The sequence below is a fragment of the Streptomyces galbus genome (assembly GCF_005280195.1).
Lineage (GTDB): Bacteria > Actinomycetota > Actinomycetes > Streptomycetales > Streptomycetaceae > Streptomyces > Streptomyces galbus.
Genome location: NZ_SZPR01000037.1, coordinates 1 through 12561, shown reverse-complemented (window position 1 = coordinate 12561; position 12561 = coordinate 1). Strand labels below are relative to the sequence as shown.

At 74.4% G+C, this 12561-nt stretch carries 9 protein-coding genes; 7 read left to right on the top strand and 2 right to left on the bottom strand.

All coding sequences use genetic code 11. The annotated features are described in order from the left end of the window. Window positions 1–108 precede the first annotated feature (108 nt). Together E4U92_RS33860 and E4U92_RS33855 are read left to right on the top strand one after the other, a co-directional pair. Window positions 109–2574, top strand: coding sequence for an ATP-binding SpoIIE family protein phosphatase (locus E4U92_RS33860; protein ID WP_168725259.1), 2466 nt, complete (start codon window positions 109–111; stop codon window positions 2572–2574). Window positions 2575–2650: 76 nt separating this feature from the next. Beyond that, on the top strand, window positions 2651–3076 hold the full coding sequence (locus E4U92_RS33855) for an STAS domain-containing protein (protein ID WP_137304281.1): 426 nt from the start codon (window positions 2651–2653) through the stop codon (window positions 3074–3076). 81 nt (window positions 3077–3157) lie between these two features. Here E4U92_RS33855 and E4U92_RS33850 read toward each other — a convergent pair whose 3' ends face one another. Next, on the bottom strand, window positions 3158–3565 hold the full coding sequence (locus tag E4U92_RS33850; RefSeq protein WP_168374877.1) for a nuclear transport factor 2 family protein: 408 nt from the start codon (window positions 3563–3565) through the stop codon (window positions 3158–3160). A gap of 301 nt (window positions 3566–3866) precedes the next feature. Between E4U92_RS33850 and E4U92_RS33845 the strand changes: the two genes are divergently transcribed. Beyond that, window positions 3867–7082: an AfsR/SARP family transcriptional regulator gene (locus tag E4U92_RS33845; RefSeq protein ID WP_137304279.1), complete on the top strand. Its 3216-nt coding sequence runs from the start codon at window positions 3867–3869 to the stop codon at window positions 7080–7082. Between the two features lie 404 nt (window positions 7083–7486). Here the strand turns inward: E4U92_RS33845 and E4U92_RS33840 are convergent, their stop codons facing one another. Beyond that, entirely contained in the window at window positions 7487–7696 is a 210-nt protein-coding gene (locus tag E4U92_RS33840; RefSeq protein WP_137304278.1) for a hypothetical protein, read from the bottom strand. 279 nt (window positions 7697–7975) lie between these two features. On the opposite strand from E4U92_RS33840, the gene E4U92_RS33835 reads away from it, so the two are divergent. The 4 genes from E4U92_RS33835 to E4U92_RS33820 all read left to right on the top strand — a co-directional run. Further along, on the top strand, window positions 7976–9409 hold the full coding sequence (locus tag E4U92_RS33835) for a helix-turn-helix domain-containing protein (protein WP_137304277.1): 1434 nt from the start codon (window positions 7976–7978) through the stop codon (window positions 9407–9409). A 52-nt stretch (window positions 9410–9461) separates the two neighbouring features. Beyond that, window positions 9462–10505, top strand: a complete 1044-nt coding sequence (locus E4U92_RS33830) for a beta-ketoacyl-ACP synthase III (protein WP_308433330.1) — start codon at window positions 9462–9464, stop codon at window positions 10503–10505. 324 nt (window positions 10506–10829) lie between these two features. Then, entirely contained in the window at window positions 10830–11093 is a 264-nt protein-coding gene (locus E4U92_RS33825) for an acyl carrier protein (RefSeq protein ID WP_137304276.1), read from the top strand. A 36-nt stretch (window positions 11094–11129) separates the two neighbouring features. Further along, on the top strand, window positions 11130–12561 hold a 1432-nt coding region (locus tag E4U92_RS33820), incomplete at its 3' end, for a condensation domain-containing protein (protein WP_241681793.1).

The following is a 12561-nucleotide window of genomic DNA, read 5'->3' as shown; positions in this document are numbered from 1 at the left end:
TCGTCCGGCACCCCGGGGGGTGACGCCGGGACCACCGGGCAGGGGGCCGTCCCGTCGTGGATTAAGGTGACCCGCATGGTTCCACCGTCTCCGGGCACGAGACGCAGCATGGCGCAACACGGCACGCGGTTCGACGTGTCCGCTTTCGACCTTGCCGAAACCGTCGCCGCCGGCACGCACCTGCGGCAGGCGGTCGACGGCGCCGGATCGACGCATGCCGCCGCCCAGCGCCTCGCGGACTTCTTCCGCACCAGCCTCGTCGACCGGCACGGCGAGCCGGCGTGCGCGCAGGCGCGTGTGTTCCTCGCCCGCCCCGCCGACCGGCCCGGCGGCCAGGCCGACCCGGGGTGGCCGTCGACGGGCGACGGGCCGCTCGCGGTGTGGGAGTTCGGGGGCGCCGACGAGGGTCCTCGGACCGCCGGGCCGGCAGCGCCCCATGGTTCCGCGCCGGGCGTCGCCGGGCCGTTCGACTCCTCACTCCTGCTGCGGTCCCTGCGGGACGCCGGGCTGTGGCCCGCCGACGGTGCCGGCGACCCGGCCGGCGAGATCGACGTCGCCCTGCTCGACCCGGACGGGGAGCGGACCGTACAGCGGGACGGGACGTCCGCGGCGGTCGCGTCCTCGGCGCCGTCCGTGCCGGAGGGGGCGGGCCGTCTCCTGGCCTTCGCCGGGCCCGTGCACGCCGGCCACTGGTTCGCGGTGGCCCTCGTCGTCGACCAGGAGCTGCCGGCCCGGATCACCGAGTTCTTCCGCCCCCTCGCGCACAGCGTGCGCCTCGCCCTGCTGTCGGCCGGCGAGCACTCCGCCGAGGCCCGGCTCGAGGCGGCCGGTGCCCTGACCGCGAGCACGGAGGCCCTGGTGACGCGGCGCGCCTCCCAGCTGCAGTCGGCCGTCACGGAACTGCGCTCCACCAGCGCGCAGTTGCGGCGCTCCGAGGACGAGCTGCGGCGCCGCGAGAGCGAACTGCGGGAGGAGGCCGCCGTCGTCGAGCTGCTCCAGGAGGTGGGCAGCGCGCTGGCCGCGGAACTCGACCTCGACACCCTCGTCCAGCACGCCTCCGACGCCGCCACCCGCCTGTCGGGAGCCGCTTTCGGCGCCTTCTTCTACAACGTGCTGGGCGAGACCGGCGAGTCCTACCTGCTGTACGTGATCTCGGGGGTCGACCGCTCGGCGTTCGACAAGTTCCCCATGCCGCGCAACACCCAGGTGTTCGAGTACACGTTCCGCGGCCTGGGGGTCGTACGCTCGGACGACATCACCACCGACCCGCGCTACGGGCACAACGCCCCGCACCACGGGATGCCGGAGGGGCACCTGCCCGTGCGCAGCTACCTCGCCGTGCCCGTCGTCTCCCGCGGCACCGTGCTCGGCGGGTTCTTCTTCGGCCACCCGGAGCCCGGCCGGTTCACCGAGCGGCACGAGCGCCTGGTCACCGGCATCGCGTCGCAGGCCGCCATCGCCCTGCAGAACGCGCAGACGTACCGCCAGGAGCGGGAAGCGGCCATGGAGCTGCAACGGCGCCTGCTGCCGACGCTGCCGAAGGTCGACGGGATCGTCACCACGTCGCGCTACCTGCCCGCGGCCCGCAGCCGCGGCGCCGGCGGCGACTGGATGGACCTCATACCGCTGCCCGACGGCGAGGTGGCCCTGGTCGTCGGTGACGTCATGGGCAAGGGCGTCCGGGCGGCAGCGATCATGGGCCAGATCCGTACCGCCTGCCGGGCCTACGCCCAACTCGGCCTCGCGCCGTCCGAGGTGCTGGAGCAGTTGAGCGTCATCGTCGACGACATCGCACCGGGATGCATCACCACCTGCGCCTACGCGGTGCTGGACAGGCACCGCTCCCGCCTCCGGCTCGCGGTGGCGGGCCACCTCCCGCCGGTCCTGCGCGACGCTCAGGGCAGCGTGCGGTTCCTGGACGAGGAGATCGGCCCGCCCCTCGGGGTAGGGCGCCGCGCCTACCCGGAGCAGGAGGCGCACCTGGCACCGGGGGCGCGGCTGCTGCTGTACACCGACGGTCTGGTCGAGCGCCGGTCCCGGCCGATCGACGAGGGGCTGCGCCAACTGCGCAAGCTGCTGGCCGGCCCGGTCGGCGAGATCGAGGCCGACTGCGACTCCTGGCTGGACACCCTGGCCGGCGGGCAGCACGACGACGACATCGCGATGCTGTACCTGTACCGGCCCGAGGACTCCGCCCACCAGACGCTCGCCGTGGTCCGCGAGTACCCGCCGGTCTCCGGCGCCGTCCCCGACGCCCGTGACCTCGTCTCGCGCACCATGCGTGAATGGGGGCTGGGGCACCTGGCGAACGACCTCATGCTGGTGACCGACGAGATAGTGGCCAACGCCGTGCGCCACGCCCGGACGCCCCTGCGGGTCGAGCTGCGGCGCAGCGCCGACCGTGTCGTCCTGGAGGTCACCGACAGCAGTACGCGCCAGCCCCGTCTCATCGTCTCGCGGCCCGAGGAGTTCGGGCACCGGGGCATCTTCCTGGTGGACGCGATCGCGGCACGGTGGGGCACCCGACTGATCGACGGCGGCAAGGTCGTGTGGGCGGAGGTCAGCACCTCATGAGGACCCGCCCCGGCCGGTGTCCGGCCGCACCACACCGCACACCCCGCCCCCCTCGGACCTCCGGGAGCTGAGCCCCATGACCGTGCCCCACGACCACGAGGCCGCGGAGCCCCGCGGCACCGCTCCGTCCGACGCCGCCCTCCTGCCCACCCCGACCGGTCCGACGCTCTCGCTCGTCTCGCGCCGGGGCGCGCGGCACGCCGTCGTCGTGGTGGAGGGCCCGATCGACTACCACACCACCCCGCAGCTCCTGGGGCACCTCACCACCAAGGAGATGCAGGAAGTCCCGCTGCTCGTGCTCGACCTGAGCAAGGTCGACTTCTGCGATTCGAGCGCCCTGGGGGCCTTCGTCGACCTCCATCGCCGCCGCACGGACGCGGGGCGCGCCTTCGGGCTCGCCGGGACCCAGCCGGAGGTCCACCGCATCCTGGAACTCACCCGGCTGACCACCGTCCTGCCCCTGTACGCCACCACGCAGCAGGCACTCGCCGAGTCGCAGTAGCCGGGGACGTGGCGGCAGCCGTACCCGCAGCGGGCCGGGAACGCCCCGCGTGCCGGCGGCGGGTGGGCCCGTCCGCCCGGGTCAGGACGGGGCGGTGAAGTAGTAGCGGCGGTAGCCCCGCAGCATGCTGTCGTCGGTCAGCGTGAACCAGTCCACGAACTCCAGGTCGCGGGCCGTGCCGTCCGGGCGGGAGGCGGCGGGCGGGGTCAGGCGTCCCGTCACCACCACGCTGTGGCCCTGGGCGACGATCTCCTCGATGTGGTGGGTGCCGGGCGGTACCAGGGCGTCCTGGTGGAGGCTCAGCACCTCCTCCCGGCCGGCCCGCAGCGGCGCGTCGGGGCGCACCACGCGGATGTCGTCGGCGAGGAGCGAGCCGTAGCCGTCGATGTCACCGATGTCCAGGTAGTGGTAGGAGAGCCGCACGTGGTCGATGCCGGCCGCCGTCACGGCGCCGCTGACCGCACCCCCGGTCATGTCGCGCGTCGTCATGCTGCACATCCTTTCCCGGGCCCGGCCGCGAGCCCTGGGCCACCCTCCCGCTCCAGCGCATCGGGAAGCTATCGCGTCACTATCACGCACCGTCACTGCTTCACCGGACCTCCCCCGTCCCCGCTCATGCACCATGCAACAAGTTGCTGTTGAGGGAGGCCCTGGCTCCATGGACAAGGCGCTGTCCGGTCAGTGACACTGTGGTCCGTCGCGGTGACCCGTCGAAGTCGGACATGGGTGCCATGACTGATGTCTGCATACGGCTGCATCCCGCACGGGCCGCGTCTGAGCTGGGAGACACATGATCGATGCGTTGGTCCCGGACCGGTCCGAACTCCAGCGGACGGTGTTCAACATCCTGGGCCCGGTCGAGGTGCGGGGTCCCGGCGGCGATGTGCGGATCCCTCCGGGCCGCCAGGAGATCGTCCTGGCGGCGCTGCTGCTGGAGTCCAACCGCGTCGTCGGGACGGACCAACTGGTCGACCTCATCTGGGGGGACGACCCGCCGGGCACGGCCCGCACCCAGGTGCAGATCTGCGTGTCACGGCTGCGCCGGACCATCACCGACGCCGGGGTCGAGGCCCCCATCACGACGCGTGCGCCCGGCTACGTCCTGAACGCGCCGGACGAGCTGCTGGACGTACGCCTCTTCGGCTCCCGGGTGACCGAGGCGCGCGGCCTGGTGCGTGCGGGCCGCTGCGCCGAGGCCGCCGACCTGTTGCGCTCGGCGGTGTCCCTGTGGCGCGGACCGTGCCTGGACGGGGTGCCCAGCGAGGCGCTGCGCGGTCGCGCGCTGCAGTTGGACGAAGAGCGGCTGACCGCTGTGGAAACGTATCTGCAACTGGAGCTGGACCTCGGCCGGCACCACCAACTGGTGGGTGAGATCAGCCGCCTGGTCCACGAGCACCCGCTGCGCGAGCGGCTGCGCGGTCACCTGATGCTCGCCCTGTACCGGTCGGGGCGGCAGGCCGAGGCGCTCGAGGCGTACCGCACGGCGCGGGCCCTGCTGCTGGAGGAGCTGGGCCTCGAGCCCGGCGAGGAGCTGAAGCGGCTGGAGTCGGCGATCCTCACCGGCGACGCGACGCTCAGCGCGGCCCCCGAGGCGGCCGAGGCCCCGCGAAGACCCGCCGGCTCGTCCCGGCCGGACGGCCGGGAGCAGCAGGAGGAGGCGGAGTCCGGCGCGGACGCCGCCTCCGCCGCTCCCGCCCGCGAGCGCGTCCCGCACCAGCTTCCCGCGGACACCGCCGACTTCGTCGGGGACGAGGGGCTGATCGGGACCGTCACCTCGCTGCTCGCCGAGGGCGGCACCCGCAGCGCCGTCGGGATCGCCGTGATCATCGGCAAGCCCGGCATCGGCAAGAGCACCTTCGCCACGCACGTGGCGCACCGGCTCAGCGCCGCGCACTTCCCGGACGGCCAGCTCTACTGCGACCTGCGGGGCACCGGCCTGGTCCCGGTCTCCGCGCAGGACGTGCTGGGCCGTTTCCTGCGGGCCCTCGGCATCCCCGGCCCGGTGCTGCCCGACTCCCTCGACGAGCGGGCCGAGATGTACCGGACGCTGCTCGCCACCCGCCGGGTGCTGGTGGTCCTCGACGACGCGGCGAGCGAGAGCCAGATCCGCCCGCTGCTGCCCGGCACCAGCACCTGCGCGGTGATCGTGACGAGCCGCACCCGGATCACCGGGGTGCCCGGGGCGCGCCGCATCGAACTCGACGTCCTCGACACCGGCCAGGCGCAGGAACTCCTCGGGCGGATCATCGGGCCCGAGCGGGTCGCGGCCGAGGGCGAGGCGGCGCAGGCGCTGGTGCGCACGGTGGGCGGCCTGCCGCTGGCCCTGCGGATCGTCGCCGCCCGGCTGGCCGCGCGCCCGCACTGGTCGCTGGCCTCGATGCTGCACCGGCTCGCCAACGAGCGGAACCGGCTGGACGAACTCACCCACGGTGAGATGACCATGCGCGCCAGCCTGTCCCTCACCCACGACGGGCTCGGCGCCACCGAGCAGCGCCTGCTGCGCCTGCTCTCCCTCGCCCACGGCCCGGCGCTGCCCGGCTGGCTGGCGGGCGCACTGCTCGACGACAACCGCCCCTACCCGTCCGACCTGCTGGAACCCCTCGTCGACGTGCAGATGCTCGACGTGGTCGGCGTGGAGCACACCGGGGAGTTCCGGTACCGCTTCCACGAGATCATCCGGGTGTTCGCCCGGGACCTGCTCGTCGCGCACGGCGACGAGCAGGAGCGCACGGCCGCCGTCGAACGCATGCTGGGCGGCTGGCTGGCGCTGGCCGAACGCGCGCACAGCAAGATCTACGGCGGCGACTACACGGTGCTGCACGGCCGCGCCCGCCGCTGGCACCCGCCCGCCGCGTACGTCGACGCGCTGCTCGCCGATCCGCTGGAGTGGATGGACCAGGAGCAGGCCAACCTGTGCCACGCCGTGGAGCACGCGGCCCAGGAGGGGCTGGACGAGCTGGCCTGGGACCTGGCGACGACGCTGGTGACCCTGTTCGAGGCCCGCGGCTACCTCGACCAGTGGGAGCGCACGCACACCGTCGCACTGGAGGCGGCGCGCCGCGCGGGCAACCTGCGCGGCACGGCGGCGCTGCTCACCTCGATGGGCACCCTCTACCTGAGCCGCCGTCAGGCCGCGCAGAGTCAGGCCTCGTTGACGTCGGCCCTGGACCTCTTCGACCGGCTGGGGGACGCGAGCGGCCGGGCGCTGTGCCGCCGCGACCTGGCGCTGCTCGCCCGCTTCCAGGGTGACGACGACCAGGCGCTCGACCTGTACGCGCACGCCCTGCGCGACTTCGAGCGCGGCGGCGACGTGGTGGGGCGGGCGATCGTGCTGACCCAGCGGGCCCACATCTGGATGCGCCGGGGCCGCACCGCGGAGGCGCACATGCAACTGGAGGAGGCGCTGGAGGTGTTCCGCTCCGTCGGCTACACCGGCGGACAGGCCCGCGCCTTACGCCGGGTCGGCCAGGTGCTCGTGCAGCGGGGCGAACACGAGCGGGCGGCGCAGACGTTCAGCGAGGTCCTGCACATGGTGCGGGAGAGCGGGGACGTCATCGGCGAGGGGCACCTGCTGCGGGACCTCGGTGACGCACACGTGCGGATGGGACGCCTGCCCCAGGCGCGGGAGCTGCTGGAGCGGGCCCTCGCGGTGCGGGAGCAGATCATGGACGTCGGCGGCGCGGCCGTGGTCCGCCTGGACCTGGCGCGCCTCGGCGACGGCCCGGGCGGTACGGGCGCCACCGCGGACCTGCTTCAGGCGGCCGTGGCGACCTTCCGGGACCGGGGGATGTCCCGCGAACTGCAGGAGGCGGAGGCTCTGTTGGCGCCGGTCGAGCAGGGGGCGGCCGGGGTGCCGGCACCGCGGCACCGGACGGACCTCGCGGCCACCGCGCCGGTCGCGCGCCTCACGCCTCAGGACTTCACGACGCCCGCACCGTCCTTGCCGTTGCCGGCCGGGTCGTACGGTCAGGCGTCCTCGTTGCTTCCGGGGGACGGGCCGGCCTGACAGCAGGGCCGACTGGAGGGCGGCTGACGGGGGGCTTCGGCGACGCCCGGAGGGGCGGCTGGCGGGGGGGTCGGCAGGCCCGGTCGGGGCGGCTGACGGGGGTGATCGGCGACCCCAAGAGGGGAGCCGGCTCACGGGGGCCGGTCGGCGGCTTCCAGAGAGGCGCCTGACGGGGGTCGGTCGGCGGCTCCTAGAGAGGCTCCTGACGGGGGGCGGTCGGCGGCTCCTGCAGGGGCGCCTGATGTGGCCCAGCCCGACGACGTTCGGAGATCGGCCGGGTGGAGGCCTCGGCCCGATCGGGGCGTCTGCTCGAGGGACGCCCGATGGCTGGCTCCTGGCCCGGTGGGGCCCTGTCGAGGGCGGCCAGGAGGCGGTCGGTCGAAGATGGCGGCCCTACGGCCGGGTCAGTCCCAGGGGTTGTTGCCCGTGGTGGCCGTGGGCGAGGGGGTGGCGACGGAGTCGGCGGTGCCCCCGGTGCCCGGGGTGGTGGTGGAGACCCCCGTGTGCGTCGGCGCGGCCGGGTCGTCGGCGTGGGCGATCTGCGCGCCCAGCAGCAGCGTGCCGGCCAGGGCGGTGGTGGCGACGGTGATCCGGAGAGCCTGGGCGATGCGCATGGGAGGTGTCCCTTCATCGGTCCTTCGGGGGCTTCGCAGTTCCGTTCGCTGCGATGACTTCAACTTAGGAAGCAGCGGAATTCCGGCACCGTCCCCGCGCCTATCCCGGCGCTATCACCGGCCGCTATCACGTCTCCCCGCGCTAACTCGGGCCCGTCCGCACGGTGATGTCGGCCGGATAGCGCCCCCCGAATGATGGGTGAGGAGACCGAACGGCCACCGGCACGGCGGTCGTCCGCCGGCCTCGCACGACGAACCAGAGGGGACAGGGACCGAGACATGACCACGAGCGCCGCACCCGGAACCGCCGACGTTCCGCCGCAGTTCGGAAGCCTCATGCGCCGCCACCGCCTGCGGATCGGTCTGACCCAGCGCGAGCTGGCCGACCTGTCGACGATCAGCGTCCGGGCCATCCGGGACCTGGAGCAGGGGCGCGCCACCCGGCCGCGCACGGACACCGTACGGCTGATAGCCGACGGTCTGCGGCTGGGGCCCAAGGCCCGGGCCGACCTGGAGTCCGCGGCGCACCAGGGCCGCCGCTCGGCCGCGTTGCACGAGCGGTTCGTGACCGCGCCGCCCGTGCCCCCGCAGGCGACGCACCCGCTGTTCGGGCGGGACGCCGAGGCGCGGGTGCTCACCGATGAACTCGTCTCCGGCGCCGAACGCCTCGTGACGGTGGTGGGGTTGAGCGGTGTGGGCAAGACGCGGCTGGCCCTGGAGGTCGCGGCCCGGCTGCACGGGGAGGCGGAGCTGCCCGTGCTCTGGCACGCCGTGCCCGGGACCGCCGGCGAGTACCGGTCCGACCCGGACGGGGAGGAGTACGCCGGGCCCGTGCGCGCCCTCGTGGAGCACCTGCTGGCCACGGCGGACGCCGATCCCGCGCCCTTCCTGGAGCTGGTCGGCGACCACCCGACGGTGCTGGTGGTCGACGGCGCCCCCGACCGGCCCCACTCCGACCGGCTCACCCGCCTCCTGCGCCAGTGCCCGCACCTGCGGGTGCTGATCACCTCGGACCGCCCGTCGGAGGCCCCCGGCGAGCGGGTGTTCCTGCTGGCCCCACTCACCACGCCGGACGACGCCGCAGACAGTGCGGCGGCCGACGCCGAGGAGCTGGCGGGCATGCCGGCCGTCCAGCTCTTCGTGGCCCAAGCGCGCCGGGTACAACCGGACTTCGTCCTGGACGCGGGGACCGCGGGCGCGGTCGCCGACATCTGCCGGCACCTCGACGGACTGCCTCTGGCGCTGCGCGCGGCCGCCGACTGGCTGGTCGTCTACGACGTGGAGACCCTGCGCGAGTGCCTGGCGAGCGACCCCGGCGCCCTGCTCGACCACCTCACGGACGCCCGGGAGGGCGCCCGGCTGCGCGCCTGCCTGGAACGGGGCCTGCGGGACCTGGACCCCGGCCGGCGCGACCTGCTGGACGCGGTGTGCGCCGGGGACGGCGAGTTCGGCCTGGAGGACGTGATGGCGCTCACCGGGCGCACGCTGCCCGAGTGCGGGCGCCTGGTGCGCGACCTGCTGCTGAGGGGCGTGGTGCGGCCCGGTCACCGGCCGGGCCGCTCCCGGTTCCAGGTGCTGCAGCTGGTCCGGGCGGTGTGGCGGGACGGGGTCGAGCGGCCCGCCGCCACAGCTGCTCCCGGAGTGCCGGAGGAACTGCCGCTGGGGGCCGCGGCGCCGGTATTCGATGGGCTTCCACGGTCTTCGGCCCACTGACGGCAACGCGTCGGGCCCGGCCGGAAGAACGCCTCAGGCCCAAGGAGGACCCTTGTCCCAAGACATGCGCTCCGGCACGGGCGGCGTCACGGCCGTCATCGCCGGCATCGGAGCCGTCACGGCCGACCGCCTGGTCAAGAACGACGAACTGGCCCGGCGTCTGGACGTCACCCCCGACTGGATCCGCGTCCGCACCGGGATCGAGCAGCGGTACGTGCTGGCCCCCGGCGAAGCCACCTCCGACCTGGCCGTCCGGGCCGGGCGGCGGGCGCTGGCCGCGTGCGGCGACCCGGACGTCGACTTCGTCATCCTGGCGACCTGCACCCCCGACCACACGTTCCCGTCCACCGCCCCGTCGGTGGCGACCCGGCTGGGCCTCGGCACCGTCACCGCCTTCGACCTCAACGCCGCGTGCTCCGGCTTCGTCTACGGCCTGTCGGCGGGCACCGGGCTGATCGCCTCGGGCGCGTTCCGCAGCGGCCTGGTCATCGGTGCCGACGCCATCTCCACCATCGTCGACCACGACGACCCGGTGACGGCCCCGATCTTCGGCGACGGCGCCGGCGCGGTCGTCCTGCGCGCCGGGTCGCCCGACGAACCGGGCGGGCTGCTCGCCCAGACCACCGGCAGCGACGGGTCTCTCCTGGACACGCTGATCACCCCGTCCGGCGGCTCGCGGCAGCGCGCCGCGGGGGTGGCGCCGGACCCGGTCGCGAGCTATCTGCGCATGGAGGGCCGGCTCGTCTTCCGGCACGCGGTGCAACGGATGGCACAGGCCGCCCGGGACGTCGTCGCCCGCACCGGGTGGACCGTGGACGACGTGGACCTGCTGGTGGCGCACCAGGCCAACGAGCGGATCCTCACCGCGACCGCGGGCGAGGTCGGCCTGCCGCCCGAGAAGGCGTTCAGCAACGTCGACCGGGTGGCCAACACCTCGGCCGCTTCCATCCCCCTCGCGCTCGTCGACGCGCTGGAAAGCGGTGCGCTGCGGCCCGGCGCCAAGGTGGTCCTGGCCGGCTTCGGCGGCGGGGCGACCTGGGGCGCCACGACCCTGGTCTGGCCCGACATCGCGGTGGGCACGGAAGCCACCGCCTGAGCCGTCCGCCCGACAACCGACGGCAGCCACGACCTGCGCCGACCACCTGACCACTCACGGAAGCCGCGGCTCGCGCCGACCACCTGACCCCACCTGACCGCTGTCTCACCACCACCTGAACCTCCCGGCCCGCCCGGCAGCCGCTCGTAGGGCCGTCGGACAACCCCGTCCGCGGGACGCCGGGCGAAACCCTTCCGCCCTCGTCCCACAGGCCACCGCACGCAGCGCACCCGCGCCGCGTCGGCGTCCCGCACGCCCCACCCCGTCCACGCACCCCTCCCCCGCCGGGCGACCCCGCCCGGCGAGAACCGACAGGAGAGACCCATGACCACCGCCGAAGCCCCCGCCGCCGACACCTCCGCCGTCCTCGAGCAGATCAGCACGACGATCCAGGAGGCGGTCGCGGAGACCGACGCCCCCATCACCCTGGACGCCGCCCTCGGCGCCGACCTCGGCATCGACTCGATGTCCGTCGTGGAGATCCTCGTGCAGGTCGAGAAGCGCTTCGGCTTCCAGCTGAAGGACGCCGAGGTCACCGGCATCACCACGGTGCGGGACATCCTCGACGCCGTCCTGCGGCGGCAGTGACCCGGGCCCATCCACCGAAGCACAGGGAGAACTCCTATGTCCGCTCCGGCAGCCGGAGTACGACGGCCGCTCAGTCCCGCTCAGGCGGGCGTGTGGTACGCCCAGCGCCTCGACCCCGCCAACCCCGTCTTCAACATGGGCGGTTACCTGGACATCCTGGGTCCCGCCGACCCGGAGCTGCTCCGGGCGACGGTCGCGGCCCTGGTGGCCGAGGACGAGACCACCCGGCTGCGGTTCACCGAGGCCGACGGCGTCCCGCAGCAGTACTTCGCCGCCGAGGCGGACTTCACCCCGCGCCTGTACGACGTCAGCGGGGAGCCCGATCCCGCCGCGGCGGCGATGCGCACGATGCGGGCCGACCTCGCGTCCCCGCCGGACCTCGAACTCGGCCCGCTCTTCACCCACTTGCTCTTCCGCCTCGGCGACGAGCACTTCATCTGGTACCACCGCGTGCACCACCTGGTGCACGACGGGTACAGCGCCTCGATCCAGCGCCGGCGGGCCGCCGAGATCTACACCGCCCTGGCCGCCGGCGGCGACGGGGGCACGCCGTACGGGTCGTTCGCCGTACTGCTGGACGAACAGGCCGCGTACGCCGGTTCGGCGGCCCGGCGCAGGGACCGGGCGTACTGGGCCCGCCTCATGGAGGGTGCCGAACCGCCCGGCGGACCGGCCGCCTCCGCGGCCTCAGCCACGGCGGGCGGCACCGGCGACACTCCGGCGCGGGACTCGGCGTCCGACGGGACCGCCGCGCACGGCCCGGCCTCCGGGATCGTGCGGGACGTCTCCGAGGTCGACCGGCGGCTGCGCGACGCCCTGGACGGCTTCGCGGAGCGGTCCCGGGTGACCTGGCAACAGGCGCTGCTGGCGGTGGCGGTGCTGCACCGCGGGCTGTGGGCGGGCGGCTCCGACGTGCTGCTGGGGCTGCCGGTACCGGGCCGGGTGACGCCGGGCTCGCACCGCACCCCGGGCATGGCGGCCAACACCGTGCCGCTGCGCTGTGGGATCGACCCGCGGGAGACGTGCGAGGACCTGGCCGCCCGGGTGGCCGCACAGAGCCTGCGCGCGCAGTGGCACCAGCGGTACGCCGACACCGACCTGCTGCGTGACCTGGGCTGGCCGGCGCGCGGCCGCAGCCGGTTCGGTCCGGTGGTCAACATCGTGCCGTTGGACGAGCGCACCACGTTCGCCGGTCTGCCCGCGGTGAGCCACCTGCTGTCGACCGGGGGCACGGCGGACGATCTGACGTTGTCCGTGACGATCGGCGACGGCGGAGGTCTGCGCTTCGACTTCACGCTGGACGCCGCGCAGGCCGGGTCCGTGGACCTGGCGGCCTACCGCAGGTCGTTCGTGCACCTGCTGTCGGCCGTGGTGACCGGACCCGCGGGACGGACGGTCGCGGAGCTGGACGTGTGCGACGCGGAGGAGCGGGTGCGGGTGGTGGAACGGTGGAACGACACCGCCGCCC